27 protein-coding genes are annotated in these 25,385 nt (G+C 55.1%); 21 read left to right on the top strand and 6 right to left on the bottom strand.

Annotated features, from left to right (window positions below; all coding sequences use genetic code 11):
• Positions 1-35 precede the first annotated feature (35 nt).
• From NSQ80_RS16510 to NSQ80_RS16480, 7 genes are all read left to right on the top strand, one after another.
• Positions 36-767, top strand: coding sequence for a sugar phosphate nucleotidyltransferase (locus NSQ80_RS16510; protein ID WP_323077535.1), 732 nt, complete (start codon positions 36-38; stop codon positions 765-767).
• Positions 768-797: 30 nt separating this feature from the next.
• On the top strand, positions 798-2,147 hold the full coding sequence (locus NSQ80_RS16505; RefSeq protein ID WP_339299938.1) for a GT-D fold domain-containing glycosyltransferase: 1,350 nt from the start codon (positions 798-800) through the stop codon (positions 2,145-2,147).
• Positions 2,137-3,456: a glycosyltransferase family 2 protein gene (locus NSQ80_RS16500; protein WP_339302179.1), complete on the top strand. Its 1,320-nt coding sequence runs from the start codon at positions 2,137-2,139 to the stop codon at positions 3,454-3,456. The genes NSQ80_RS16505 and NSQ80_RS16500 overlap by 11 nt, the downstream gene beginning before the upstream one ends.
• Positions 3,457-3,593: 137 nt before the next feature.
• Positions 3,594-3,881, top strand: a complete 288-nt coding sequence (locus NSQ80_RS16495; RefSeq protein WP_009225097.1) for a hypothetical protein — start codon at positions 3,594-3,596, stop codon at positions 3,879-3,881.
• Positions 3,882-3,906: 25 nt separating this feature from the next.
• Complete coding sequence (locus NSQ80_RS16490) at positions 3,907-4,263, top strand: hypothetical protein (protein WP_009225098.1); 357 nt, start codon at positions 3,907-3,909, stop codon at positions 4,261-4,263.
• Complete coding sequence (locus NSQ80_RS16485) at positions 4,260-4,607, top strand: hypothetical protein (protein ID WP_009225099.1); 348 nt, start codon at positions 4,260-4,262, stop codon at positions 4,605-4,607. The genes NSQ80_RS16490 and NSQ80_RS16485 overlap by 4 nt, the downstream gene beginning before the upstream one ends.
• Complete coding sequence (locus NSQ80_RS16480) at positions 4,571-4,939, top strand: hypothetical protein (protein WP_036645147.1); 369 nt, start codon at positions 4,571-4,573, stop codon at positions 4,937-4,939. Before NSQ80_RS16485 ends, NSQ80_RS16480 begins: the two co-directional genes overlap by 37 nt.
• Before the next feature lie 180 nt (positions 4,940-5,119).
• Here the strand turns inward: NSQ80_RS16480 and NSQ80_RS16475 are convergent, their stop codons facing one another.
• Together NSQ80_RS16475 and NSQ80_RS16470 are read right to left on the bottom strand one after the other, a co-directional pair.
• The gene (locus NSQ80_RS16475) at positions 5,120-5,614 is read right to left on the bottom strand and encodes a hypothetical protein (RefSeq protein WP_339299933.1); all 495 of its coding nucleotides are present in this window, start codon (positions 5,612-5,614) and stop codon (positions 5,120-5,122) included.
• 102 nt (positions 5,615-5,716) lie between these two features.
• Positions 5,717-6,025 carry an IS1595 family transposase gene (locus tag NSQ80_RS16470; protein WP_339299931.1) on the bottom strand — a complete coding sequence of 103 codons (309 nt, stop codon included), beginning with the start codon at positions 6,023-6,025 and terminating at the stop codon, positions 5,717-5,719.
• A gap of 504 nt (positions 6,026-6,529) precedes the next feature.
• Here NSQ80_RS16470 and NSQ80_RS16465 point away from each other — a divergent pair.
• The 13 genes from NSQ80_RS16465 (at position 6,530) to NSQ80_RS16405 (ending at position 20,047) form a co-directional block, all read left to right on the top strand.
• Entirely contained in the window at positions 6,530-7,615 is a 1,086-nt protein-coding gene (locus NSQ80_RS16465) for a DUF3880 domain-containing protein (protein WP_339299929.1), read from the top strand.
• Between the two features lie 74 nt (positions 7,616-7,689).
• The gene (locus NSQ80_RS16460) at positions 7,690-8,814 is read left to right on the top strand and encodes a glycosyltransferase (protein WP_339299927.1); all 1,125 of its coding nucleotides are present in this window, start codon (positions 7,690-7,692) and stop codon (positions 8,812-8,814) included.
• A 64-nt stretch (positions 8,815-8,878) separates the two neighbouring features.
• Positions 8,879-10,453, top strand: a complete 1,575-nt coding sequence (locus tag NSQ80_RS16455; protein ID WP_339299925.1) for a glycosyltransferase — start codon at positions 8,879-8,881, stop codon at positions 10,451-10,453.
• 20 nt (positions 10,454-10,473) lie between these two features.
• Positions 10,474-11,565, top strand: a complete 1,092-nt coding sequence (wecB, locus tag NSQ80_RS16450; RefSeq protein WP_339302178.1) for a UDP-N-acetylglucosamine 2-epimerase (non-hydrolyzing) — start codon at positions 10,474-10,476, stop codon at positions 11,563-11,565.
• On the top strand, positions 11,558-12,544 hold the full coding sequence (locus tag NSQ80_RS16445) for a polysaccharide biosynthesis protein (protein WP_260070342.1): 987 nt from the start codon (positions 11,558-11,560) through the stop codon (positions 12,542-12,544). Before wecB ends, NSQ80_RS16445 begins: the two co-directional genes overlap by 8 nt.
• Entirely contained in the window at positions 12,541-13,371 is an 831-nt protein-coding gene (locus NSQ80_RS16440; protein ID WP_339299922.1) for an SDR family oxidoreductase, read from the top strand. Before NSQ80_RS16445 ends, NSQ80_RS16440 begins: the two co-directional genes overlap by 4 nt.
• On the top strand, positions 13,364-14,296 hold the full coding sequence (locus NSQ80_RS16435) for an SDR family NAD(P)-dependent oxidoreductase (protein WP_009225108.1): 933 nt from the start codon (positions 13,364-13,366) through the stop codon (positions 14,294-14,296). The genes NSQ80_RS16440 and NSQ80_RS16435 overlap by 8 nt, the downstream gene beginning before the upstream one ends.
• On the top strand, positions 14,293-15,003 hold the full coding sequence (locus NSQ80_RS16430) for a glycosyltransferase (protein WP_009225109.1): 711 nt from the start codon (positions 14,293-14,295) through the stop codon (positions 15,001-15,003). Before NSQ80_RS16435 ends, NSQ80_RS16430 begins: the two co-directional genes overlap by 4 nt.
• Before the next feature lie 139 nt (positions 15,004-15,142).
• Positions 15,143-15,550, top strand: coding sequence for a hypothetical protein (locus tag NSQ80_RS16425; protein WP_009225110.1), 408 nt, complete (start codon positions 15,143-15,145; stop codon positions 15,548-15,550).
• 90 nt (positions 15,551-15,640) lie between these two features.
• Positions 15,641-16,570 carry a glycosyltransferase gene (locus NSQ80_RS16420; protein ID WP_009225111.1) on the top strand — a complete coding sequence of 310 codons (930 nt, stop codon included), beginning with the start codon at positions 15,641-15,643 and terminating at the stop codon, positions 16,568-16,570.
• Positions 16,571-16,634: 64 nt separating this feature from the next.
• Positions 16,635-17,945, top strand: a complete 1,311-nt coding sequence (locus NSQ80_RS16415) for a nucleotide sugar dehydrogenase (protein ID WP_339299917.1) — start codon at positions 16,635-16,637, stop codon at positions 17,943-17,945.
• A gap of 27 nt (positions 17,946-17,972) precedes the next feature.
• Positions 17,973-18,959 (top strand): polysaccharide biosynthesis protein, encoded by a 987-nt coding sequence (locus NSQ80_RS16410; protein WP_260070338.1) that lies wholly within the window; start codon positions 17,973-17,975, stop codon positions 18,957-18,959.
• A 17-nt stretch (positions 18,960-18,976) separates the two neighbouring features.
• Positions 18,977-20,047, top strand: a complete 1,071-nt coding sequence (locus NSQ80_RS16405; protein WP_260070337.1) for a glycosyltransferase family 2 protein — start codon at positions 18,977-18,979, stop codon at positions 20,045-20,047.
• Positions 20,048-20,133: 86 nt separating this feature from the next.
• Here the strand turns inward: NSQ80_RS16405 and NSQ80_RS16400 are convergent, their stop codons facing one another.
• On the bottom strand, positions 20,134-21,204 hold the full coding sequence (locus NSQ80_RS16400) for a glycosyltransferase (RefSeq protein WP_009225115.1): 1,071 nt from the start codon (positions 21,202-21,204) through the stop codon (positions 20,134-20,136).
• A 213-nt stretch (positions 21,205-21,417) separates the two neighbouring features.
• Here NSQ80_RS16400 and NSQ80_RS16395 point away from each other — a divergent pair, with 213 nt between their 5' ends.
• Positions 21,418-22,419 (top strand): YhcN/YlaJ family sporulation lipoprotein, encoded by a 1,002-nt coding sequence (locus tag NSQ80_RS16395; protein WP_036645153.1) that lies wholly within the window; start codon positions 21,418-21,420, stop codon positions 22,417-22,419.
• A gap of 91 nt (positions 22,420-22,510) precedes the next feature.
• On the opposite strand, the gene nagA is transcribed toward NSQ80_RS16395, so the two are convergent.
• From nagA to NSQ80_RS16380, 3 genes are read right to left on the bottom strand one after another with little or no spacing between them, the layout of a single operon-like run.
• Entirely contained in the window at positions 22,511-23,701 is a 1,191-nt protein-coding gene (gene nagA / locus NSQ80_RS16390; RefSeq protein ID WP_009225117.1) for an N-acetylglucosamine-6-phosphate deacetylase, read from the bottom strand.
• The gene (gene nagB / locus NSQ80_RS16385) at positions 23,701-24,429 is read right to left on the bottom strand and encodes a glucosamine-6-phosphate deaminase (protein WP_009225118.1); all 729 of its coding nucleotides are present in this window, start codon (positions 24,427-24,429) and stop codon (positions 23,701-23,703) included. Before nagB ends, nagA begins: the two co-directional genes overlap by 1 nt.
• Positions 24,423-25,292, bottom strand: coding sequence for a MurR/RpiR family transcriptional regulator (locus NSQ80_RS16380; protein WP_009225119.1), 870 nt, complete (start codon positions 25,290-25,292; stop codon positions 24,423-24,425). Before NSQ80_RS16380 ends, nagB begins: the two co-directional genes overlap by 7 nt.
• Between the last annotated feature and the right edge of the window lie 93 nt (positions 25,293-25,385).

Genomic DNA, 25,385 nt, shown 5'->3' with positions numbered 1-25,385 from the left:
GAGCCCCAAATTTTTAAGGTAAGGGAGGAGCGTTCATGAAAGGTGTGATTTTGGCGGGGGGCACCGGCACGCGTCTATACCCGCTGACCCGATTGATCAACAAGCATCTGCTTCCGGTCGGGAATTATCCGATGGTCTGTTACGGCATAGAACGGCTGCGTCAAGCTGGAATCACCGACATCCTCATTGTGATCGGCAAACAATCCGCAGGGCTGTACGCTGACTTCCTTGGCAGCGGGGAGAACTTTGGAGTCAACCTGACGTATCGCATCCAGGAATCGGCCGGCGGAATTGCTGAAGCTCTGGAGCTGGCTGAAGGGTTTATCCCGCGCGGCAGCAAATTCGTTGTGCTGTTGGGTGACAACCTGTTCTTGGACGATTTAACGCCATACGTGGAGCGATTTAAGCAGCAGCCGCTGGGCAGCGCACGGGTGATGCTGAAGCCGGTGGATGATCCTCGGCGTTACGGCGTGCCGGTGTTTGCTGAAGACGCCCCGGAACATATTGCCTATATCGAAGAAAAGCCTAAGAAGCCGAAGTCGAAATATTCGGTTACCGGTATTTACATGTACGATGACAGCGTATTTGGCATTATCCGCAGCATCGAACGTTCTGCCCGCGGCGAGCTGGAGATTACGGACGTGAACAACCGCTACGCGCGGGACGGAAAGCTCGAGTTCGACGTGCTCCAATTGTGGTGGGGAGACGCCGGCACGTTTGAATCGCTGCAGGAAGCCGCAATTCATATGAAAGGCGTACTTCCCTAAGCGATAGGGAAGCCGGAAAGGAGGCACGGGATGGCTACACGCGACAATGCGGCGGGCACCAGCCGCAAAACTCTCGGCCGGCGGGGCACCGGCAGCGCAGCTGCGGCCGCAACGGTCCGCCGGTCTGCCGGCCGGTGGAAGAACGGCCGCGCTAACCGGAACGTCGCCGGCAAGGCCGCGTTGCGCCGGCGTCACGGCAGCCGCCGGCGCCGCAGCGGGCGCCTCGGGCGCTTCGGGCGTCGCGGAGCTCGCGCGGCGGCTTGGCGGCGGTACCGGCAGGCGGCGGGCTATGCCGGCGGTATGATCGGTACCGGCGCCATGGCCGGTACCGACGGCGCGGGCAGTGCCGGCGCTGCAAGCCGCATTAGCGGCCCGGGGGGTCGCCAAGACCTGGCCGCTAAGGCCCTTTCGCCTGGCCCGGCCGCAATTACGCCGCCGCTATTGCCCGCATCCGGGCCGGCCTCGCTGGGCGCTTCCGGAGCCGCCTGGTCTGCGGCGGAAGCGGAGCGGGTTCGCGCCGCCGCCTTCGAGGCCGGCTACCGCGAAGGTTTGTTTGAAGGCGGGGAAGCCAAGCTGGGCCGCTTAATTCCCCGCTATATGCTGCTGCCCGAAATCTGGGTGGATGACGTCATTGCCGCGGGTTTCCCGACCGTCGCCGGGCAGCTTTATCCGCTGCTTACGCCAGCAGAGGTGTTCGCCGCTGCGGAGGGGGCGCTGCGGGAAGGCCGGCCGCTGTCGATTGTCCGTCTCGGCGACGGAGAACTGCTCACCTTGGCGCACGATACGGTAATTTCCACCGAGGAAGCGCTCCGCCGGGGGGCTTTTTTGCCCTATGCAGGCGTGCATTTGCCCGATCCAGCAGCGCGCGAAGCGTTGGCAGCCGCGATAAGGGCTGCGGATATTATCGGGGTTCCGGAATCCCGGCATCCTTCCTATCAAGGGCTGTTGTTCCCGGTGCTGCGCCACTATGGAATCGATTACCGCGGTTTACGCTTGACCACTTCAACCGTGAATTATGAATTAAATGCCGGAGGTTATTTAACGAGACTGCTGCATGGCCGGCGCGTCTTGCTGATCGGGAATCAGGCGGAAGTGTTGGCGGGATTTCTTGGGCAGCGCAGCGTGCAGGTTGTTGGTTGGCTTGCTCCGGTGCAGGGTGTAGCCGATGTGCCGAGAGTCGCGATGCGCCTCCGGGAATTTCCGGACTTTGATCTGGCTTTGGTTGCGGCCGGAGTGGCTGCCGTGATGATCTGCACACGGCTCTCCGGAGAGCTGGGCAAAGTGGCGCTGGATATGGGACATTTAGCCGACAAACTGATAAAAGGCGAGGCGGCATGGCCGCAGCTCGGGGAGGTGCACATCGGTGCAAATGGAGTTTGACGGAAAAACCAAGATGCAAGCTAGACTCGGTTCGGAAACCTACGAGCAAGGATACGTTGCCGGCTATGCTTACGGAGTTCAAGAAGGCTACCGAGCATTTGCTGACCGCCAGGAAATCACGAGTATCATCATACCGACCTGTGATCGCAGAGACCTGCTGCTGCAGTGCTTGGATCATATCGATCGATATACGTCTACACCGTATGAGGTCATCATCGTTGACAACGGGTCGACCGATGGAACGGCGACAGCGGTTCGGCGGCGGCCGGGTCGGGTGCGGCTGGCGGTGTATCCGCAGAACCTGGGGTTCGCCCGCGCCGTAAATACCGGACTGATGATGGCCAAGGGGAATACAATTGTGCTTCTGAACAACGATGTACTGGTGACGGAGCGCTGGCTGGATCAACTGCTGGCATGCCTTCGTCAGTTTCCTCAAGCAGCCGCAGTTGGGCCGGTAACGAATTACATCAGCGGCGAGCAGCAAATTGACGTTCCCTATGAGGACGTGGCGGATATGCCGGCTTTTGCTGCTTTGTACAACCGTTCGGATCCGATGAAGTGGCACATGACCGATCGGCTGGTAGGGTTCTGCGTAGCCTTTCCGCGAGCGACGCTGGAGCAAGTTGGTTATTTCGACGAAGGATATGAGATCGGCAATTTCGAGGACGAGGATTGGGTCGCCCGATTGCGCCTGCAAGGAAAGAAGCTGGTGATCGCTGAGGACACCTTCGTCCATCATTACGGAAGCATGACGATGAAAGGATTAGGCAATCAGCAGTTTCAGGAAGTGAATACCCGCAACCACCATTTCTTTCGTGAAAAATGGGGAGATTTGCACGCCCTCTATGCGAGGATGACCGATTGGCGCGAGGAACGGACGCTAAGGGCGGCCGATTTCTTCCCGACTCACGTGCGGGTTCGGGATGTAAAGGGAGGCGTACACTGGCTGGAGCATGGTGTTCGCCATCCTGTGCATCCGGCGGCGGCTGACACGATGCCGGTGCCGCTGCGGCTGTCTGTGCTGGATCTGGTCCAACTGCCCGTCGGCCCGGCCCGTTCAGCGGGGCAGCTGGCTGGTTTAAGTAGCGGAATGCCGACCGAAGCGGGCTTAACGGACGGCATCGTAGTCGCCAGCAGTGGACGGTGGTATCAAATTGATCGGGGGCAACGACGGGAGATCATCTCGGAATACACGCTCAGCGCATGGGGGCTTACGCCTTCGGTAACCGTACCGGAAAACGTAGTGGCCGCCTATCCCGAGGGGCTGCCGATTCTGCCTCCGCAACGCATCGTGAGTGAGGATTTATAGGCTGAAACGAGCCGGCTCTACAGGAACGCGCTTATTCGTACCGGCATATGTTATTGGAGGGCATCCTGGGGCTGGTGTCCGAAGTCCGCTAATCAGAGCGCGGCGTAAAGGCCGGCCTAAGTTGAGGAGGAGTCAGAGTGGAGCAAAAAATTTCTGAGATCATCGTGCACATGGCCCACTCTCACCAGCAGATGGCGCGGGTGATCGATGCGGAACGACAAGTTGCTGTACGCATGGCGCAGATCGTGCATGCGATTCCCGACGCCGAGCCAGCGTTCGATGGGACGCCCGGCATATTGGAGAATTCGGGTCGGATCAACAAAAGCGTGATCTCCTACTTAAATGCCATTGCCGATTTACAGGAAGCGATGGCCGAGAATTTGAGCCATGTGATGAAGCAATTAAAGGTCCAAGAAGAAGAGTGAGGTTAATGAAGCGGGGTATGATGCCATGAGCAGGGAACAGGCTTATCTGAACATGCTGGATGCGGCCGCGAAAATCCAGTGGAATGTCGCGATGATACTGGAGGCCAAGGCGGTCGAGTCCGAGAAGGTGCGCAACTGGATATTGAATCATGTGCTGGAGAGCAGTTTCGAGGATCACGAAAAGCAGCTGTCCGACCCGCTGGAGGTTCACGATCAACTCGTGGAGGTGATTGAGGGCCTGACCAAGCTGCAAAATGGGCTGTGCAGCAACCTGAAAACGGTGCTTCCTCCCGATGTGACAGAAGGCAGCGGCGATGGCCTGGACGGAGGATTCGGCGGATTGTTCGACGGTGGTGATTTTGATCTGGAGGCAGGCAAATGACGAGGTTCCCCCTTCAGGCCGGGGAGGAGGCGAAACTCCGGTTAGTTGATGCCATAAGCCAAAGCCAGAAGGCGATGGCGCGGATTCTCGGCAGCCTCGCCGATGTGACCGAACTCTCCCCGGACGCCGCAAGGCATATTGCCGGAAATATCGATAAATTGACCAAATATCAAGAAGCGATGGCTCGCACGGTTTGCGGGTTAACTTTTCATCGCGTCAAATATGGAACTCCTTCGCCGCCATGGATGATGGACGCTTGTTATGCAGCATACGACGTTACCCGAGGAGAACAGGAGGAAGAAGAAGGATGGCAAAAAACAAACTCCGGCGTACCCGCCGTGTAAAGCCGCGTACGGCGAGAAAAGTCCGGATCCGCAGAAAACGGAAGCTGACCCTAAGGCGGAGAAGTAAGACGATCCTTGCCCGCCGCAAGCGTCGCAAGGCGGTGCACAAGCCGCGTACACATCGCAGAAGAAGACGGAGATTAAGACGCCGGCGCACCGCTCTGACGGTCCCAGCAGCAGGGGTTGCGGAGCCTGTAGCGGAACAGGCAACGCCCGAAGACAAGACGATTTACGATCAGGCCTATAACGAGGCTTATCAAGAAGGGTTTAACAGCGGCTTCGCCCAAGGCTACGAGGATGGGCATAAGATGGCCTATAAGGATCAAGTCTAATAAGGATCAAGTCTACCATCACCGTTGTCGGTTTATCCGGCAGCGGTTTTTCATTACGGGGGAGGGGGACATAGTCTCCCTCCGCCCCTTTTTAACCATTATCCCTTTGCATCAGGGAGTGAAGAGAAAGGGGAGAAGTGCGCAGTTTAAAAATCTCGACGCGTACCTCGATTAGCAGGTTTACGCCGCTGCTGCGAGGAACGGCTTCTGACCACGTGCGATTAACTGGCGGTAAGGGATCGCTGGAATGGACAAGCACATCTGTAGCAGTTTCTGGCGCATTTCTTCCTCGGAACAGGACATGCGCAGGTGACGGCGGACGGTGTACTCATTCAAATACGCCTGCAAATGTGTTAACCCCAAGGCGACATACGTGCGTCTGATCGACTCCCTTGCTTGTCTCACGACTCTCCGTAAGGGCAGATACATCCGATAAACGAAAGGGAACCACCGCTTGGTTGAGGTATGGACGTCTACATGTTTGTTGATGAACGCGACGAGATCGCACCGGGTAGCCCATTGCTCGCTTCCTCTTTTATGTGATACCAGTTGGATCTTCACTCGCTCGGGCTCACCAGACTCCGTGACCGTGCAGCCGGCGACGACTGCGGTGGCATAAGGTTGAGAAGCTGGATGAAAGCGGTTGGTATCCGTCCCATACTGATCGCGGTTCACCTTTACCTCTCCAGAGAGCAGCTCCCGGGCATCACATTCACCGAGGGTATGGCGGATTTTGTGCAGCACGAGCCAAGCGGTCTTGTAGGTAACTTGGATTACCTAACTCAACCGCAGCGCCGAGATACCGTCGGGAAGCAGAAACAACTCCATAGCTTGGAACCACTTCACCAAAGGCAGATGGGTTCTTTCAAAAATGGTGCCGACCAAAGGCGAGGCTTGATAGCCGCATCTTCTGCACTCAAACAAAGGAAGTCGTCGGGAGGACAGGCGGGTGCATTCGGTATAAGCGCAGCGGGGGCAAACAAATCCGTTTGGCCACTTCATAGCGATGATCGCCTCGATGCAGTCGGCCTCACTTTGAAAACGGCTGCTGATAGATTGAAGCTCCATACTCGTAACTAATTCCATGTCCGATCCCTCCAAAACAAGAAATGGGCACATACGTTCCTCTTTTTTCATTATACCAAACATATGTTCTATACACAACTAAAAAATCCCAAATCTCTATTAAATAAATCTGGATGTTCAGATCACTGTGCAACCTTAGTTTAATCCCGTCGATTGATTCCCCAATTCTGAACAAAAGGGATAATCGTGCAAAAAGGTAGCTAGAAGACCCTCTTCCTAGATCTCTCAATTCTGAACAAAAGGGATAATGATACAAAGAGGCGCAGCGAGAGGATCCCTATCTCGATCTCCGCATTCTGAACGAAAGGGATAATCGTGCAAAAGGGCGCGAAAAAGAGGACTAAGGGGCGCGAGGGGGGCATTAAGAGTCCGTCCCTAAAGGCGGCATTCGCCAATTTATCCGGCGGGCGGGTAGTCGTCCATGATGCACGTGTCCCCTCAGCATATATTTATTAAGACCCAGGAAACGCAAGATCGAAATCCACGAAGATAGGATGAAGGACCTTGGAGAACGTCAACGAGAATCGATACGGCGAGGCTTATCAGGCCGGATACCAGGAGGGGATCCGGTTTGGCGGATGCCAGGCTGTGCTGGAACGAATTCCGCCGGTTTCTCGGCCGAAAGTGGACCTGCGGGTGCTGTACGTGCCTCAAGGGTTCGATGCGATTGACGAAGGGGTTCAAACGGCGCTTGCGGAGCTGACGCGGGAGTGCATCGTTGCCTCACCGGAAATGATGTTGCAGGAAACCGAGCACCATCATCCCGATCTGGTGCTGGTCATGAATTCGCTGCACATCTTTCCGCCTGATCATACTGCGCAGTTGGAGCAGATCCGGAGGATGGGGATTCGGACCGCTGTTTGGTTCGTGGATGACCCTTATTTTACCGATGATACGCTCGCGCTGGCTTTAAGCTACGATGTGGTGTTTACGCACGAAATCGAATGTGTGCCGCTCTATCGCTCCCTTGGGGTGCAAAGCGTACACCACCTTCCGCTCGCTGCGAATCCGCGTCAATTTCGGCCCATTCCGGCTAAGCCGGAATATCGCTATGATGTTTGTTTTATCGGCAATGCTTTTTGGAATCGAGTCGCCTTGTTTGATCGCTTAAGCTCGTTCCTGCAGGACAAACGCGTGCTGATCGCCGGGTATCATTGGGACCGCCTGCCCCGATACGAGCAGTTGGCACGGTTCATCCGACCCGGATGGGTTCCCGTTGAGGAGACGGTTCGTTATTACAACGCCTCCAAAATCGTGCTCAACATCCATCGACCAACGCAAGCCGGCCAGGATAACCGGAACGGGAACGATACCTCAGGGAGATCGATCAATCCGCGAACCTATGAAATCGCCAGCTGCGGCGCTTTTCAAATTACGGACATCCGCGACGATTTAACCTCTTTCTACCGGCCGGGCTACGACATCGAGACGTTTCGGGATGAGGCGGAGCTGGAGGCGAAAATCCGTTACTATCTCGAGCACGACGAGGAACGGCGCATGATCGCTTGGCGCTCGCTGTGGACGACGACGGCCGTCCATACGTATATGGACCGGGTTAGCCGCCTGCTGGCAGCAGTCACCGAAAGCTAAGAGCAGGAATCAACCGGCAAGCATCACCCTACAAGAAGCAACCGACAAGTATCAACCTATAAAGGAGTGACCTTATGTTCATGGAAGAAGCGACTGGCAATCCAACTCAACCCGTGATGAGCCCGGAGGAGCGCGGTAGAACCAACGGGTTCTGTGACGGCTACGCCGAGGGGTACCTGAGGGGAAGGGCCAGCTATATTGTAAGTCAACCGCGGCCGAAATTTCAGGTCCGCAACTTAAAAATATTATATGTCAGTTCGGGGAAAGGATTTCCTTATTCTCCGATAGACGAGGCCGTAACTTCCACGCTCCGTACGTTAACCGCGGAAGTCATCACCGCGGTGCCGGGCGATTCTATACCGGATTTGGCATCGCTGCATAAGCCGAACTTGCTGCTCGCCCTCGACGGTTTGGAGCTTCCTGTGGAGTATATCAACGCCGTGCGGGCTATGGGCATCCCGACGGCCATTTGGTTTACAGATGATCCCTATTATACGGATATGACGGTTCCGCTGAGCACTCAATATGACTACGTGTTTACCCTTGAACGAAATTGCGTTGATCTTTATCGCGCAGCCGGCTGCAGCCAAGTCCATTATTTGCCGTTTGCAACCTTTCCGGAGCATTATCGTCCGACCTTGATGCCATCCCCGCACCGCCGCAATTTAAGCTTTATCGGTTCAGCGTATTGGAACCGGGTGAACTTTCTTCAGCCTATTTTACCGGCGCTGATCGAACAAGGCTTAATGATCAACGGAATCTGGTGGGATCGGCTGCCGGAGTACCCGGCTTATGTGGACCGGATCGAGCTGGGAAAATGGATGGGCCCGGTGGAAACCGCAAAAGTGTACAGCGGTTCGAAGATCGTTCTGAATTTACATCGCTCCCCGTTTGAGGAGGATGTCAACAACAACAAAGCCGGTATAACGGCGGCGTCGCCAAATCCGCGGACGTTCGAAATTTCGGCCTGTGCAACGCTTCAATTGGTTGATTCGCGGGACGATTTGGCATCGTTCTACGTTCCCGGCGAAGAAATCGAAACCTTCTCCTCGCCGGAGGAGTTGGTCGAGAAGGTGCGTTTTTATCTGACCCATGAGGAACAAAGACGGGAAATTGCGCTGCGTGCGCTGAATCGGACCTTGCGGGATCATACCTATTCCAATCGGTTAGATCAGCTGCTAACCGTGATTTTCGGGTGAATCCTGTGAAGTGGAAGCCGGTTCCGGAGTCCCGGACAAACGCACAGGCAAAGGAGGGGCAATTGTGTCGGATAAAAAGAAGTTGCTGCTGTTCTCGCATGTGTGCAATTCCAGGAACGTAACCGGCGCGGAAAAGCTGTTGTTATTCAGCGCGAGAAAGCTGTCGGCTTATTACGACTGTACGATCGTGGTTCCAAGGCAGGGCAGTTTGTCGGTTCTGGCCAATCGTTATGGGATTCGCACTCTGCTGTGCGATAACTCGTTGCTCTACGGGATGTGTTCCCCGCACTCCGGTCTGTCTGGCGAATTCCATGCGATCGCCTGGAGCGACTCGGTGCAGCGCACGATCGGCTTGCTCCAAGAGGAGCAGCCGGATGCTGTACTGGTGAATACCAGCGTAAACGTGTCGCCGGCGATTGCTGCCAAACAGTTGGGAATTCCTGTGATTTGGCAGATTACGGAGGTCATTGCGTCCAATGAGTTTACGGCGGAAGCGGTGAATCTGATCGACAGATACAGCGATTTGATCGTTGGCATTTCCGAATCCGCGCTGCTCCCTTTCTTTGGAACGCAGGCCATGCACAAAACCGTGTTGCTCTACCCTTCGTGGAACCCGGAGGATATCCATCCCGAGCTTTGGCCGACACAACGCTGGCATCGAAGAGCGCAATGGAAGATCAAGCCGTCCGAGGTCTTGGTCGGCTATATTTCCTCTTACCTGATTCCGGAGAAAGGAGCCGATCATTTCATCGGGGCAGCGCTGAATCTGGTGCACCGGTTCCCGGCGGCCAAATTCGTCATCATCGGTGCAGAGGTTCAACCTGAGTATTACCGGAGCTTAAAGCGGGCGGTTCAGGGATCGCCGCATTCGCAGCGATTTATTTTTGTCAGTATGGAAAACCATGTGGAATCCGCCTTTAGTGCGATGGATATCGTCGTTGTTCCAGGCATTCTGCCCGAAGGGTTTGGATTAACGGCGCTCGAAGCGATGATCTTCGGTAAACCGGTTGTTGCCTATGCTTCAGGCGGATTGCGGGAAATTTTGGAGTCGACAGGCAGCGGTGCTTATTTGGTACCGACGGGAGACAGCGTCGGACTTGCGGAGAAGTGTGCAGAGCTCCTGTCTTCCATGGAAATGTCCCGCAGCGTAGGGGAAAGGAATCGAGCTCAAGTGGAGGTTGTGTTTGGCCCGGCCGCTTACGAGCTGCGGCTTCAAGGACTCGTTCAGCGCATGCAGGGGCTGTCGGGGGTTGCCGTGCCGCTGCCTGAGCCGGCCCCGACTGCTCCTTCCCCAGATGCGGCGGAGTTTCGAGGCTCTGGAGTGGGGGCAGTGCCAATTGGGAAGGCGCCGGCAGGTGCAGCGAGCTCATCCGGCCGCCGCAGACGGGTCAAATTGAAGCGAGCCAAACTTCGCAAGAGAAGATCCGGTACGGGAAGGAGCTTGACCGCCCGACGCGGCGGGAAGCGACGCGCAAGCAAGAATACCCGGCGCAGGGTGGCGCGTGCTCGTAAGAACCATCGAAGCCGCGGGACGGGGCGCGCACGGAAGATGAACCGGAATCGCCGCCCAGCCGGCCGGAGAACAGGAACTACCCGCAAGCAACGCGTGCGGAAACGCCAGAAGTCTACAAGGAGATGAGTCAGCAAGGAGATGAGACCGTGAAAATCATGACCATATTGGGGACCCGACCGGAAATCATTCGGCTCAGCCGGATCATCCCGTTGCTGGATCAGTGGGCCGAAAAACATGTACTGGTGCATACGGGGCAGAATTTTGCGGCTAGTCTCAGCGATGTTTTTTTCCAGGAGCTAGGGTTGAGACAGCCAGACTATATCTTTCAAGATCATCAAACGACGCTGGGCAGCCAGTTGGCGGCGATGTTTGGCCAGATGGAGCGGATCTTGGAGGTGGAGCGGCCGGACCGCGTGCTTCTGCTGGGGGACACCAACAGTGCGCTGTGCGCCGTACTAGCCGAGCGACTCGGCTATCCTGCGATCCACATGGAGGCGGGCAACCGCTGCTTTGACCTCGAGGTGCCCGAGGAGAAGAATCGGAAAGTCATCGATGCGGTGTCGACCATCAATATGCCGTATACTCCGCAGAGCAAAGCCCATTTGCTGGCGGAGGGGGTGCCAAGCAACCGCATCGTGCTGACCGGCAATCCGATTTACGAAGTGATGAAGTTCTACGAGCCGCAGATTGAGGCGAGCGACATCCTGCAACGGCTGGGGCTGAAAGAAGGGGATTATTATCTCGTGACCGCCCATCGGGCGGAGAACGTCGACCGCCCGGCCTCCCTGCACGCCATTATGGAGGGGCTGAACCGGGTCGCGGAAGCGTCGTCTAAACGGTTGATTTGCAGCATTCACCCCCGGACGAGATCGCGGATTGAACGTGATTTGAAGCTGGAAATGCATCCTTTAGTGGAATTTCACGAGCCGTTTGGTTTCTTCGACTTCGTGAAGCTGGAGAAGCATGCGCTTTGCGCGTTGACAGACAGCGGTACCGTACAGGAGGAATGCTGCATCATGCAGGTGCCTACGGTAACGATTCGCCGTACGACGGAGCGGCCGGAGACCGTGGATTGCGGCAGCAACGTCGTATCCGGCGTAGACGCCGGCAGAATCGCCGAAGCGGCGAAGCTGATGGCCGGCATGGAGCGTTTGTGGCCTTGTCCTGAAGGTTATCTGGAGGAGAAGGTATCGCAAAAAGTGGTCAAATTCGTGCTTGGGGGGAAGTTGAATGTTTAAAGATCAAGTCATTCTCGTCACCGGGGGGACCGGTTCCTGGGGTTACGAGCTGATCCGCCAGCTCCTCCCTCAAGACCCGAAGGAGATCATCATTTACTCCCGTGGAGAAGCGGCGCAAGTTGCGATGAGCCGCACCTTTAACGACGAGCGCCTGACGTTCCGAATCGGCGATATCCGCGACAAGGAAGCTTTGGTCGCGGCCTGCCAGAACGTGGACATCGTCTTCCATCTGGCTGCTTTGAAGCACGTGCCCATCTGCGAGGAGCAACCTGCCGAAGCGCTGAAAACCAATGTGGTTGGCACCCAAAACGTTATTGAAGCCACCATTAAAAACAAAGTGAAAAAAGTCCTTTATATCTCTACGGACAAAGCGTCGAACCCGTCTAACTTTTACGGCATGACCAAGGCCATCGGTGAAAAGCTGGTCGTTTACGCCAACCTGATCCAGGATGAAACCCGATTTGTATGCATCCGGGGCGGCAACGTGCTGGGCACCAACGGCAGCGTGATCCATTTGTTCAAGCAGCAGATCCGTGAGCAGAAGCGGGTAAAGATCACCGATTTGGAAATGACCCGATTTTTCCTGACGATGCCGGAAGCGATCCAGCTTCTGTTTAAGGCTTCTCGGGAGAGCATCGGCGGGGAGATTTTCGTCATGCTGATGCCAACCTGCCGGATTATCGACCTGGCGGAAGTGCTGATTGAAGCTTCGGGCATACCCGATGTGTCGATCGAGGTGACGGGTATACGCCCTGGGGAACGGATTCACGAGCTGCTGCTCAGTGAATATGAAAGCCGGTCGACCGTGGTATACGACAAGGAGTATCTGGTCATCATGCCTGCGCTCGAGATCGTGGGTCTGAGAGATCGTTACGGCCATTTGCCGCTTGTTCCCTACGGCGAGTTGAGTTCGGAGCATGAGCTGATGAGCAAGGAGGAGATCCGCATCATGCTGGATAAAGGAGGATTTCTCTCATGAAATTGCTAATCCTAGGGGGCCATGGGATGGCCGGTCATGTATTGGTACGGCATTTTCGCGAGAAGGGAGGCTACCAGGTGTTCTATACCTCACGTGACCCTGGTGACCGGGACTCGCTGATATTGGATGCCGGAGATATCGTCGCCGTCGATCAGGCGGTGCAGTTAGTTCGTCCAGATGTCATTATTAACGCGGTTGGGGTGCTTAATCAATTTGCCGACCGGGACAAAATTATGGCTTATCATATCAACGGATTTCTGCCCCACCGGCTGCGCCATTTGGCTGACAAAATCAATGCGCGTCTGATTCATATCAGTACTGACTGTGTCTTCCGCGGCGACCGCGGCAGCTACCGGGAGGATGATCAGCCCGATGGTGTTACGACGTACGCCTTAACGAAGGCGCTCGGGGAAATACGGGACGCAGGACATCTGACGATCCGCACCTCCATTATCGGACCGGAAATTCGCCGTCACGGGATCGGACTCTTTCATTGGTTTATGAGTCAGAAAGGCAAGGTGTCCGGGTACCGCCAGGTCAAATGGAACGGTGTGACAACGATCCAGCTTGCCAAGACGATCGAATTGCTGCTGGACCGTCCCGTGTCCGGGTTGATCCATTTAGCGCATCCAGAGGTCGTCAGCAAGTATGAGATGCTACAGATGTTTCAAGAAATTTGGGGGAAAACCGACGTTGAGATCGAACCGGATGACGGCCCTAACCTCGACCGTACGCTGGTAAACACCCGTCCGGACGCGGCGGTCCCCCTTCCCTCGTTCCGGCAGATGCTGGAGGAAATGGCGGAATGGATGAAACAGCATGGGTGACCGGGGGACGGTTCTGATTACAGGAGCCGGCGGTTTTACCGGACGCCATGCTTGCCAACGTTTTGCCGCCAAGGGATACCGGGTTTTCGCTTTGGTCAGGAAGGAAGCCGGATTGCCTGCAAACGAGAAGGTAGCGTACATCCCATGTGATTTGACTGACAGGGCAGGGGTCAAACAGGCCATCGAGCGGACCCGGCCGCAGTACGTGCTGCACCTGGGCGGTAAAAACTCCGTCCCGGATTCCTGGGCTGAGCCCATCCTTTATATGGAAAGTAATGTCATGACGACCCTATACCTGCTGGACGCGTTGTATTCCTGCGGTTTGGGGGATACCCGTATTCTCGTTGCCGGCTCACGGCTCAAATTCGGACTGGATCGACCGCTTCGACCCACTCACCCTTATGGGTTAAGCAAAACTTTGCAAGAGGCGTCCGCGTTGGCCTGGGGTAAGCTGTTCCATCTTGGCGTGTTGATCGCAGAACCGGGCAATTTGATTGGAGCCGGCCCGTCAACGGGGATTTGCTCTCTGCTCGCCCGGCATATCGTCCGGCTGGAGCGCGGGGAGTCCCCTCCCCCCTTCCAGTTGTCTGCGGCGGATGCTAGGCGCGACTTCCTCGACGTGAGCGACGCGGTAGACGCTTATGAAATGCTGCTGCGCCAAGGGGAGATCGGCGAGGTGTATCCGGTCTGCTCCGGGCGGGAGCGAAGCTTGGCCGAGCTGGTGGAGGACTTCGCGCAGCTAACAACTGTAACGGATATGAGGATCCAAGCGGGTCCTCCATCCGCAAACGGAGCGGTATCCCATGCCGAGCCGCCCCTTCCCCAGGCGCTCTGGGACTTGGGGTGGCGGGCTAGCGTGGCCTGGGAACAATCGCTGCTGGACATTCTGGACTATTTTCGCAAAGAGGGGGCCGAATCGTCATGAATCCGCGCGTTAGTATCATTATTCCTTTCTATAACTGTCCCTATATTGAACAGGCGGTGCAAAGTGCACTGAGTCAAACGTATCCGCATACGGAGATTATCGTTGTGGATGACGGTTCGACTGTCCACGCCGAGCGGCTCGCGCCTTACCGCGGTCATATCTATTATTTGGGCAAGGCGAATGGGGGAACGGCCTCTGCGCTGAACCACGGTATCCGACACGCTTCCGGGGAGTATATCGCGTGGCTTAGCTCGGACGATCTGTTTGCGCCTCAGAAAGTCGAAATGCAATTAAGTTTCATGCTGGGGCAAGGCGCTGAAATTTCCCATACCAATTTCCACTACATCGATGAGCATGGCCGAATCACTCAATACAATGCCGGCATGCAACCCCTGGGGATGCGAGAGCTGGCGAACACGTTGTACAGCGGCAACCCGATTAACGGATGTACTGTCATGATGAGACGCAGCTTGATTGAGCGCGTGGGACTGTTTGATGAAGGCCTGCCGTACACTCACGACTACGATCTGTGGCATCGAGTAATGCTCTCTCGTACGGCTTTTCCTTATTTGAACGTCCCGCTCATTTCCTACCGGCGCCATTCGGGGATGGGGACGCTGCGCCATCAAGCGGCGATCTCGGCGGAGATCCGGTTCATCCAGAATCGTTACCGGGATGCGCTGACCCATCTTATCGCGACTTCTTAACGATTCAAGCGGACCGGGCCAAGATATCGACGAATCCTAAAGAGACAAAATAAGCGGTTATCTTGATAAAGATGTCTATACCAAAACCTTCATCGGTTCATAACCTGTACTAGATTACAAGAAGGTGGTGATTTAAAAGATGGGTGTCTTTCTTGATGCCAGAAGCTCCGTGAACTCCAACCAGCCCGGATTCCCCGGAACTCCGCTCACAGATACTCCTGCATTGTTCGGGATTATCGGCCTGCAAACGCAGAACGTTCCGAATCCGATTGTTTTGCTGTCGGGTACTATCGGAATTCTGGGAGACGTCGGCGATACGTTTACGATTGAGATCGTTCGCGGTGCAACGTACGTTCCAGCCAATGTCATCTTTACCCTCGACGGCGGCGTTAGCAGCGCCGCTTCCACAGAAGTCACGTCTTTCGTAGCCGCCGACCTTCAGGCTCCGGCTGCTCCGGAAACCGTTTATACGTCCTTTATCTCTGGAGCAACAACGGCAGTCCGAAACGGTCCAGAATCATTTGTAGGCATTGCCCAACAGGGTTAGGTTGTACCCAGAAAGCCTGCCTCGGGGTGACCCGGGCAGGTTTTCTGCTAAACGAAGGATATAAGCTCCGATAGAAAAGGATTTGAAGGAATGAAGCGGCTAAAGATTTTGTTCGTAACGAAGGATTTCAGTCGATATTTGGAACGGAATTTTCACTACATGCAGTTGGAACTGCGAAAATATGCCGATTTGGCCTTGGATCATCAGGGCGGAGAGGTACGGGCCATTCTCCGGCGAGCTCCCTTTCAGCCCGATTTTGTTCTGTTTAACGATCGGTTTCATGCCTCTTATTGCCCTCCAGTTGAGGGGCTGGAACATTTGAAGTTACCTTGGGGCATGATCATGCATGATCTGCATGCCAAAGTCGAGCAGCGACGAGAGTTCCTGCGGCGTTACCCCTCTGCCACCATCTTTGTGATGTATCGGCAAGCGTTCCGGGAGCGGTATCCCGAGTTCAAGGGCCGTCTTTATTGGCTGCCCCATTTTGTAGAACCTACCGTGTTCAGGGATTATCGACGCCGGAAAAACATCAACGTTCTGCTTATGGGGGCAACTAACCCGAAGGTATACCCGTTGCGCCATAAGATGAAAACGGCTTTGACCGGATATCCCGGCTTTGTATGTCACAGCCATCCCGGCTATACGGACTTCGAATCCGATGCCCAGGCGCTTGTAGCGCGAGGCTTTGCGCTTGAAGTGAACCGATCCAAGATCTTCCTGACTTGCGATTCCAAATTCCATTATCCGCTTCGCAAATATTTTGAGGTACTCGCTTGCAACACGCTGCTGCTCGCTCCCGAGAACGCTGATCTACGCGCGCTTGGGTTCAGGTCCGGCGTACATTATGTGGCCGTGTCGGAGCGGGATTTTCTCGCCAAAATTCATTTCTATTTGCATCCAAGCAACGAATCGCTGCGGGCGAAGATCAGCGGTCAAGGGTATGAGTTCGTCCGGGAGAAACATACGACCTCCGTTCGTACTCTGCAGCTCCTTCAAATGATCCGTTCCATCGTCGGTTAAAAATACACGAAAGTGAGCGCGAGGCACGTCCTTACGGTCAAACTTCAAGCGAAAGGGGAGATGGATGTTGTCACGAATCATTGCCATCGTCGGTATGGGATATGTTGGTCTTCCTTTGGCCGAAACGTATCTAGACCAGGGTTTTCGCGTCATCGGCATCGACAAGGACGAAAAGAAATTACAGCTTTTGCAACAGGGACGAAGTTACATCGCTGACGTTCCCGATGAGAAAATCAAACGATATACCTATGCGCAGCAATTGACGGTATCTCCGGACTTCGCCGAGATCGCAAGCGCAGAAGCAATCATTATTTGCGTGCCGACTCCGTTGACGGAACAGCATGTGCCGGACTTGACCTATCTGGTCGATGCCGCAGAAAACATCGGGAAGCATCTTAAGCCCGGGCAGTTGGTCGCATTGGAAAGCTCTACTTACCCCGGAACCACCCGGGAAGTGATTTTGCCGCTGTTGCAAAAAAGCGGTCTACACCTGGGGACGGAGTTTTTTGTCGGCTTTTCACCGGAACGGGTGAATCCCGGAAGCCGCCGTTACTCCCTGAGAGATATTCCTAAGATCGTCAGCGGGATTACCGCTGCTTGCGCGGATCGGATGGAGGAGCTTTATCGTGCGGGCTTTCGCACCGTGGTGCGGGTATCCTCGACGGAAACGGCTGAGATGGCGAAACTGCTGGAAAACACCTTTCGTTTCGTGAACATTTCTTTCATCAATGAGTTTGCTTTGCTCTGCGATCAAATGGGAATCAACGTTTGGGAAGTGGTGGAGGCGGCCTCTTCCAAGCCGTTTGGCTTTAAGGCGTTTTATCCCGGCCCCGGCGTAGGCGGACATTGCATCCCGGTGGATCCGATCTATCTGCAATGGAAAGCACAGCAGTTAGGGATGGAAAGCTCATTTATCGAGATCAGCTCGCGGATTAACCGCGACATGCCAGGGTACATCGTGTCCAGGCTGCAGGAAGAATTGAACGGTAGCTCTCTTGCCGGTAAGCGGATTTTGGTGCTCGGAATTACGTTTAAAGAGGATGTCGCCGATATCCGCGAATCGAGCGTGCTTGAGCTGATTCGGCTGCTCATGGCCGCTGGTGCAATAGTCGATTATCACGATCCGTTGATTCCAGAAGTGGAGATCAGCGGAATCAAGCTGTATTCGGTGGAGTTGACAGCGGAGTGCTTAGCCTCCTCGGACGGCGTGGTGATCGCCGTCCGTCACCGCGGATTGCCGCTGGAGGATGTCGTGAAGCACGCGCCATTTGTATTCGATACGCGAAATGCGGTCGCCGGTATACAAGGCAAAGCGCGGATCGTTACGCTGGGGGGCGGAAAATCAGGATCCGCTCAAAACGGAATTTCCCGATGAATCTAGTTACGAAAGGAAGGTATATAGATGTTCAGAGACAAGACCGTGTTAATTACCGGGGGGACCGGATCCTGGGGGAAAAGGCTGACAAGGAGACTGCTGCAAGAGGGACCGCGGGAAATCCGCATTTTCTCGAGAAACGAATACGCTCAGGTCTTAATGCAGCGGGAATTTAGCGGGCACGCCTCAATGCGGTATCTGATCGGTGATGTCCGTGATTACGCGGCGGTGGAAGCGGCGAGTAAGGGAGTGGATTATGTCTTCCATCTGGCAGCTTTAAAACATGTGCCGGTTTGCGAATTCCAGCCGGAAGAAGCGCTCAAGACCAATGTGCTCGGAACGGAAAACATCATTCAGGCGAGCATCGCGAATAAGGTCATCAAGGTGATCGACGTGTCCACCGACAAAGCGGTGGATCCGACAAATACGTACGGGATGACCAAAGCGATCGGGGAGAAGCTGATGATTCGTGCGAACGATTTAAGCGAGCATACCCGGTTCACTTGTATCCGCGGGGGGAACGTGCTTGGGACGAACGGCAGCGTGGTTCCACTGTTCATCAACCAGCTGCGGGACGGGAAAGACTTAACGATTACCGCCCGGGAGATGACGCGCTTCTTCCTGACCTTATCCCAGGCGATCGATCTTCTGCTTAAAGCAGCCACGACAGCCATCGGGGGCGAAACGTTCGTGATGAAAATGAAGGCCTGCCGCATCATCGATATTGCTGAGGTGCTTGCGGAGCATTATGTCGGACATCACGTCCCGGTGCAGGAAATCGGCATTCGGCCTGGAGAGAAGCTGCATGAGGTGCTGGTCTCTCGGTACGAAGCTCCCTATACGCTCAAATATAGCGATCAATATTACGTCATTCTTCCTCCCAGCTCCAAGGAGCTCATTGCCCATTATTCCAGCTTGCCTCGCGAACTGTTCTCTGAATACAATTCCAATGCGTCTTTGCTTGATAAAGCCGAAGTGGCTGAGCTGCTGCGGGAGGGAGGGTTCCTGAACTGATCACGATAAGTTTATGTATGATTGTCAAAAATGAAGAAGCCCGTTTGCCTGTATGTCTAAAGTCCGTCGCGGATTTGGCGGACGAAATCGTGATCGTGGATACGGGATCAACCGACCGCACGAAGGAGGTGGCCGCGGAATTCGGGGCCAAGGTGTACGAGTTCGCCTGGCGGGAGGATTTTGCGGCCGCGCGGAATTTCAGTTTTTCTTTGGCAACCTGTGAATACATTCTCTGGATGGATGCTGACGATGTATTCACCGAACCCAACCGCGCCAAGCTCCTTCGGTTAAAGCAAGAATTGAGTTCTGACATCGACGCGGTCCTGATGAATTATGTGCTCCACGAGGAGGAGCAGACCGGAGCACCGCTGGCCTTCACTCGGCGGAACCGATTGGTCAAACGGAGCCGGAATTACCGCTGGATTGGCATCGTACACGAATACCTGGATGTCGCGGACGGGAAACAGCTGCTGACGGATATTGCTGTGACCCATCGCGGAACCGGGAGCCATTCCGGACGGAATCTAAAGATCATCGAGCATCATTTGGCTTCCGGCGGCGTACTGCAAGGACGCCTGCGTTTCCACTTTGCATGCGAGCTGGCAGATGCCGGTCGATATGAGGAAGCCGTACCGCATTTTGCGGAGTTCCTCCTCGATCCGAAGGCGAACCGGGATGATCTGATTCTAGCTTGCGCCCGTTTAGCGGATTGCTATGGTTTTTTGGGACGCGAGCGACAAAAACTGGAGACGCTGCTGCGATCCCTCCAATTTCATATTCCAAGTTCGGAAATTTGCTGTGCTATCGGCAACTGCATGGAGGATCGGCAAGAATGGGCGATGGCAATCTATTGGTACGGTCAGGCGATACAGAATGCCAATGTTGGCAGTTGGACAGCGATCGTTCATTCAGCGTCCCGGACATGGTTGCCGCATAGCCGGTTATGTTTGTGTTATGCGCAGCTCGGCCATTTACGTCAGGCTTATGAGCATAACCGGGAGGCGCTTCGCTATTTGCCCGAGGATCCGGGCCTCCTTGAAAATGAGAAGAAGCTGAAGTTGGCTTTGGAAACGGCGTCTACCTCATAGGCGGTTCCCCAATAGTATATGCATTTTGCAGAAAAATTGCCGACAAAAGAACCTCCAGATCACTGGAGGTTCTTTCATTCGCTTCTTTATTTTACTCCTAAGCTTTGCAGCATTTGGCGGAACGAATCAGCATACTGCTGCGGCGACAGCCACTGGTGGATATGCTGTTCCCCCATGCTGCGGATCTTCTCCCGCTGCCCGTGATGGTCCATCAGCTCCAACGCTCTGGCAACCGCTTGGCCCACTTGCGGGTACGCGAAGAACTTTCCCGTTTCATTATGCTTGATAAAAAGACGTACGCCATCGGAATCGGTGGTAAGCACGGGACAACGGCAAGCTAAGGCCTCGGCAACGGCATAGCCGAAGCCCTCCAGGGTAGATGTGGAGATCATCAGTCCGCCTGAATCGCCGACGCGGGATAGATAATAGGGCATCTCCCGGTTAGGGGTATTTGGATACAATTTGAGTTTAGGCTCTAGCCCCAAGCGTTTAACATACTGCCAAAACCGGTTTTTCGTCTCCTCGGACGGGAGCTGATAATCAAGGAACATCCAAATTTCCATCTGTGGACGTTGGCGGTGTAGGGCGGAAGCGATTTTCAGGAACAACTCCCAATTTTTGTTGGGCTCCAGCCGTCCGACCCAAGCGATGATGGGCACCGGATACTTCGGTTGCGCAATGTGACGGAAATGCCGGGTATCCAACGGATTCATCAATACGAACTTGGGCAATGTGGGGTAGTAGGTGGAGGCCAGCTCAATCAAATGGGGGGTTGGAGGCATCAGCGAAGCCTGGCAGTTTCGCAGGATTTCCTCCTTGCCTTCCCGAAGCGTCTGCTCTGCTTGTTCCCGCGTTCCCAAGCCTTGAATTTCAAAAATAATCGGTTTGTGAAACCCAAGCCGGCGCAGCCGTCCGGGCATCCAGTAATCCGAGGTTGCGATAACGGCATCATATTGCGGCAAACGTTGAGCGAGTTCGGCATCGCTTGGATCCACCATCACGGGAATGTTCGCCTGCTGCGTGTTGATGAGCCCGGAACCGGGACGCAAATACATAATATGGCCTTCAATGTTCCGTCTTTTTAGCGCATCGCAGCGCAGGCGGTTTAAGGTTTCGACCCCGCCGCTCGGAACATAAAACGTAAACAGCACTTTCATGGGCCAGCACCCCTTGAGGTTATTCAGCGTCTCAGATTTAGTGTACGCGTAATCTGAATTGGACGTGTGGGTGGATTTCCCACGATACAAGCCCGCTGAAGCATAGGAGGCTGGTGGGTCGCTCGGTTATGTTTACCTGTATGACGACAACGGGATTTGGCGCATGATAAGTCCTGTTTCATACATTACTTCTTACGGATGGAGGTTGACTACATGCGAGGAGCGAAAGTCGTTAACTTATCGTTATCCGCAGCGTTGCTTGCCGGGATGGCTTTAATGGCAGGTTGTGGTGACGGGAAGGGCGACAATAATGTGCGCACGCAAAGCTTACGGGGCAATAACCGAAATTATGATGTCAATTCTTTAAACCCCAGCAACCGTCTGTTCTCCCGCAGCGCCGGCAGCGGACAGGATATGCGTATCCGTTCCCTGCGTTACAGCCCTGCGCTTAGCAACAAGGTGGCACAGCTTGGCGACGTTCAAACCGCACATGTCGTTGTTACCGACCGTGATGCATATGTAGGTGTCACACTCCACGGCACGAATACGACAGGCCGCACTAGCGCTTACGGGGTGCAACGTCCAAATGGAGTTGGCCTTGGTACGACCAATGTCGGCGGCCCTTACGGTGCGGACTATGGAACCCGCGGCGCCGCAGACAACGGTTTGGCTCGCGGCAACGACCGTGCCGGACTGGGCGGGCTCTTTGACCTCGGACGCGGTTTGTTCGGAACGGGGAACAACGTCAATCGCAGTAACAACGGCTCGATGTTGGGCACCGGCACAACCGGCAACCGTTTCGGGTCGATGTATCCTGGAGGTACTCGTGGGACGACGAACACCCCTTCGGGCTTCACTACCGGGAACGGAGCCTTGGGAGCTGGAACGAGCAACGTATCCCAGGATCTCAAAAACCGGATCGAAGCAGCGGTTAAGCAAGCGGCACCGCATATCCGCAACGTCTACGTATCTAACGATTCCGATTTTGTATCCACCATTGGCCAATATGCTACAGAGTCTCGGGGCGGCGGAACACTGAACAACTTCATCAGCGATTTCGAAACGCTGATTAACCGTGTATTCCCCGGTCGTGCAGGGACGATGACCGGGCCAAATGGTTATGCGCCGACAAGACCTAATGCCGGCATGGGCAATGGGACAGGAACAGGTGCACGTGACATGAATGCCGGTTTCACCGGAGGGACAACCCGCTAACGGCGGTTTATAGCGAGAACCAAAAAGCGCGAGAAGCGGGAAGAAATCCTTCCTGCGTCTCGCGCTTTATCTTGTGATTGGATGGTTTTGATTATTCGTTATCTTGGAATGCACGTCCTTTGACCCACACCCGCTGCAATTCCAAATCGCGGTCGACCAGCAGCAGATCTGCTTGTTTGCCGGTTTCGATCGAGCCGGTTAAATGGTCGATGCGGATCAGCTTCGCCGGATTGGCGCTGGCGGCTTCCGACGCGCGTTCGATCGACAATCCCACCTCGCGTACGAGATAGCGGAAACCGCGGATCATCGTCAACGTGCTTCCGGCTAACGTTCCTTCGCTGTCGCGCAGCGTGCAGACGTTATTCTTCACGACAACCGGCAGGTCGCCAAGCATGTAGTCCCCGTCACCGAGCCCTGCAGCCGACATAGCATCGGTGATCAGGAGCAGGTTGCTGCCGGTCTTCACGCTGGCCAACAGCCGGATTGCTGCAGGATGGACGTGAATGCCGTCGGCGATGATTTCTGCGCTAATGCCCGGCGTGCTCAGGATTGCCCCGGCGGTGCCCGGTTTGCGGTGATGCAGCGGCGTCATGGCGTTAAACATATGCACGGAGTGGTTTAAGCCAACCTCGTAAGCGGCCATGATTTCTTCGTAAGTGGCATCGGTATGACCGGCAGCCGCTACGATTCCCTGCTTCCGTAAATAGCGGATCAGCTCATGCGCCCCGTCCCGTTCAGGCGCAAACGTAACCTGCTTAATTAACCCCGGATACTGTTGTTCCCAACCTTCGATCCATTCGCGGTTCGGCGGGACGATGTGCTCAGGATTTTGGGCGCCCGGCCATTTCGGGCTGATAAACGGCCCTTCCAGATGAACGCCAACCAATTGGGCATAAGGCATCTCGCCAGCCATATATTGATGGACTTCGGCCAGCACGTTGTCGATCATCGCCTTCGGAAGGGTCATCGTTGTCGCCAGCATCGAAGTCGTTCCCTGACTGCAATGAAGCTTCGTAATGGCGTCCAGACCTTGCTTGCTTGGCTGCGAGAAATCCTTCAGCATGCCGCCGTGCACGTGCACGTCGATAAAGCCGGGCAGCACATAGCTGCCTTTCGCATCAATCGTCTCGACGCCTGCAGCGTGAGCTTCAGGTAATCCGGCGGTCGTGCCGACGTAAGTGATGACGCCGTCTTTCACCGCAACCGCGCCGTCGCGGAACGTTCCGCGCGGGGTGACAACTTCGGCATGAATGAGGTTGAAGGTACGTCCGGCGCCGCTCATCACAGGAATCTCCCCGCAGCCTGGTCAACGACGACAACCACATTCGGGTGGGTTTGCAGCAGCGAAGCCGGACATTGGGTCGTGATTGGCCCCTTTAACGCTTTGGCGATGATTTCGGCTTTGTCTTCGCCTTTGGCCATCAGCAGGATTTGCTTAGCCTGCAGGATCGAACCGATCCCCATCGTGAGCGCGTGAGTTGGCACCTCGTCAATGGAATTGAAGAAGCGCGCATTGGCCAGCCGTGTCCGCTCTTGCAGCTTCACGACATGCGGCGGCCCCGTCAGCTCATCGGCAGGCTCGTTAAACCCGATATGGCCGTTATGTCCAAGGCCCAGCAGCTGCAAGTCGATTTGACCCGCTTGATCCAGCAGTTTTGCGTAGTCCTTGGCCGCTTGCTCAGGATCCGGAGCATTTCCCTCAGGTACATGCGTATTTTCTGGCAAAATATCGATATGATTAAACAGCTTCTCGTCCATGAATCGGCGATAGCTCTCTGGATGGTCCGCCGGCAATCCGATGTATTCATCCAGATTGTAGCTGCTCGCTTGCTTAAAGCTGACGCTGCCTTTCTTGTACAGCTCGATCAGCTTCTCATACACCCCGACCGGTGTGCTGCCGGTAGCCAGGCCCAAAATCGCCCGCGGGTTAGATTGCAGGAGGCTGGCGATGATGCCTGCTCCGGTTTCATTAAATTGCTGCTCGCTGTTGGTTTTGATAATATTCAGCATTCGTGTTGCCCTCCTTGGGTTTTACGATAAATTTGAACATTCTGATACGAGCTTTCGAGCTTCGGAATGAAATCCTGGAATTCCAAGCTGACCATCCCCGTAAACAAAATATCGATGACGTGCAGCTGCGCAATACGCGAGGCCATATCGCCCCGGCGCATGCCTTCCTCTAACGAGGATGAGAATAAAGCGATATCCGCGAGCGAAGCCAGGGAGTTGCTGCTGTACTGCGTGAGCGACAACGTGGTTGCGCCGCTGTCTTTGGCGCAGCGCAGGGCGTCGATCGTTTCCGGCGTTTCGCCTGAATAGGAGATCGCCAGCGCCACGTCGCCTTCGCCGAGCGAGGAAGCGGAAGTGATCTGCATATGCGAGTCAGCGAAGGCGGTGCAGTTCTTGCCAATACGCACCAGCTTCTGGTAAAAGTCTTGGGCGACAATCGAGGAAGTCGCCACACCGTACAGATCGATGCGCTTGGCGCGGCATAACGCCTCAACGGCCCGGGACAGCTGGTTCATGTCCAGCAGCCGGGTGGTGTCGGTAATCGAGGCGAGATGGTTGGCTTCCATCGCTTCGACGATTTTTTGCAGGTCGTTGCCGGCGATGATGTCCTGGTAGTGGTTCTCCGCAGGCTTGTGGGCCAGCTCGGAAGCCAGCTTCATTTTGAAATCAGGGAAGCCTTTAAAGTGAAAAGTCTTGCAGAACCTTGTCACCGTTGAGGGACTAATCCCGCACGCATTGGCCAGCTCTGTGATCCCCTGATGAATGACGGTGGCCGGCGACTCCAAAATGTATTCGCCCAGCTTGCGTTCCTGCGGCGACAGCGTCTCCAGGTGGCTGGATACCGCATGCAATATGGGTGTCATAGATAAATTCCTCCCTCAGGAAGTTCAGCCGTTGGATGTGATTGTTTACTTGCTACGAAAATAATTTTTATTAAATTCTTGTGAAATGTGAAA

The organism is Paenibacillus sp. FSL K6-2441 (assembly GCF_037964765.1).
Classification (GTDB): Bacteria; Bacillota; Bacilli; order Paenibacillales; family Paenibacillaceae; genus Fontibacillus; species Fontibacillus phoenicis.
This window is presented reverse-complemented; position numbering and strand designations above follow the sequence as displayed.

Excerpts from the sequence above, each read along its gene's own strand:
- NSQ80_RS16470 (WP_339299931.1), bottom strand. The coding sequence starts at position 6,025 with ATGGAATTAGTTACGAGTATGGAGCTTCAATCTATCAGCAGCCGTTTT.
- nagA (WP_009225117.1), bottom strand. The coding sequence starts at position 23,701 with ATGAGCGGCGCCGGACGTACCTTCAACCTCATTCATGCCGAAGTTGTC.
- NSQ80_RS16405 (WP_260070337.1), top strand. The coding sequence starts at position 18,977 with ATGATTGTCAAAAATGAAGAAGCCCGTTTGCCTGTATGTCTAAAGTCC.
- NSQ80_RS16395 (WP_036645153.1), top strand. The coding sequence starts at position 21,418 with ATGCGAGGAGCGAAAGTCGTTAACTTATCGTTATCCGCAGCGTTGCTT.
- NSQ80_RS16400 (WP_009225115.1), bottom strand. The coding sequence starts at position 21,204 with ATGAAAGTGCTGTTTACGTTTTATGTTCCGAGCGGCGGGGTCGAAACC.
- NSQ80_RS16435 (WP_009225108.1), top strand. The coding sequence starts at position 13,364 with ATGGGTGACCGGGGGACGGTTCTGATTACAGGAGCCGGCGGTTTTACC.
- NSQ80_RS16415 (WP_339299917.1), top strand. The coding sequence starts at position 16,635 with ATGTTGTCACGAATCATTGCCATCGTCGGTATGGGATATGTTGGTCTT.
- NSQ80_RS16430 (WP_009225109.1), top strand. The coding sequence starts at position 14,293 with ATGAATCCGCGCGTTAGTATCATTATTCCTTTCTATAACTGTCCCTAT.
- NSQ80_RS16485 (WP_009225099.1), top strand. The coding sequence starts at position 4,260 with ATGACGAGGTTCCCCCTTCAGGCCGGGGAGGAGGCGAAACTCCGGTTA.
- NSQ80_RS16380 (WP_009225119.1), bottom strand. The coding sequence starts at position 25,292 with ATGACACCCATATTGCATGCGGTATCCAGCCACCTGGAGACGCTGTCG.
- NSQ80_RS16510 (WP_323077535.1), top strand. The coding sequence starts at position 36 with ATGAAAGGTGTGATTTTGGCGGGGGGCACCGGCACGCGTCTATACCCG.
- nagB (WP_009225118.1), bottom strand. The coding sequence starts at position 24,429 with ATGCTGAATATTATCAAAACCAACAGCGAGCAGCAATTTAATGAAACC.
- NSQ80_RS16420 (WP_009225111.1), top strand. The coding sequence starts at position 15,641 with ATGAAGCGGCTAAAGATTTTGTTCGTAACGAAGGATTTCAGTCGATAT.
- NSQ80_RS16445 (WP_260070342.1), top strand. The coding sequence starts at position 11,558 with ATGTTTAAAGATCAAGTCATTCTCGTCACCGGGGGGACCGGTTCCTGG.
- NSQ80_RS16505 (WP_339299938.1), top strand. The coding sequence starts at position 798 with ATGGCTACACGCGACAATGCGGCGGGCACCAGCCGCAAAACTCTCGGC.
- NSQ80_RS16490 (WP_009225098.1), top strand. The coding sequence starts at position 3,907 with ATGAGCAGGGAACAGGCTTATCTGAACATGCTGGATGCGGCCGCGAAA.
- NSQ80_RS16460 (WP_339299927.1), top strand. The coding sequence starts at position 7,690 with ATGTTCATGGAAGAAGCGACTGGCAATCCAACTCAACCCGTGATGAGC.
- NSQ80_RS16480 (WP_036645147.1), top strand. The coding sequence starts at position 4,571 with ATGGCAAAAAACAAACTCCGGCGTACCCGCCGTGTAAAGCCGCGTACG.
- NSQ80_RS16440 (WP_339299922.1), top strand. The coding sequence starts at position 12,541 with ATGAAATTGCTAATCCTAGGGGGCCATGGGATGGCCGGTCATGTATTG.
- NSQ80_RS16410 (WP_260070338.1), top strand. The coding sequence starts at position 17,973 with ATGTTCAGAGACAAGACCGTGTTAATTACCGGGGGGACCGGATCCTGG.
- NSQ80_RS16500 (WP_339302179.1), top strand. The coding sequence starts at position 2,137 with ATGGAGTTTGACGGAAAAACCAAGATGCAAGCTAGACTCGGTTCGGAA.
- NSQ80_RS16425 (WP_009225110.1), top strand. The coding sequence starts at position 15,143 with ATGGGTGTCTTTCTTGATGCCAGAAGCTCCGTGAACTCCAACCAGCCC.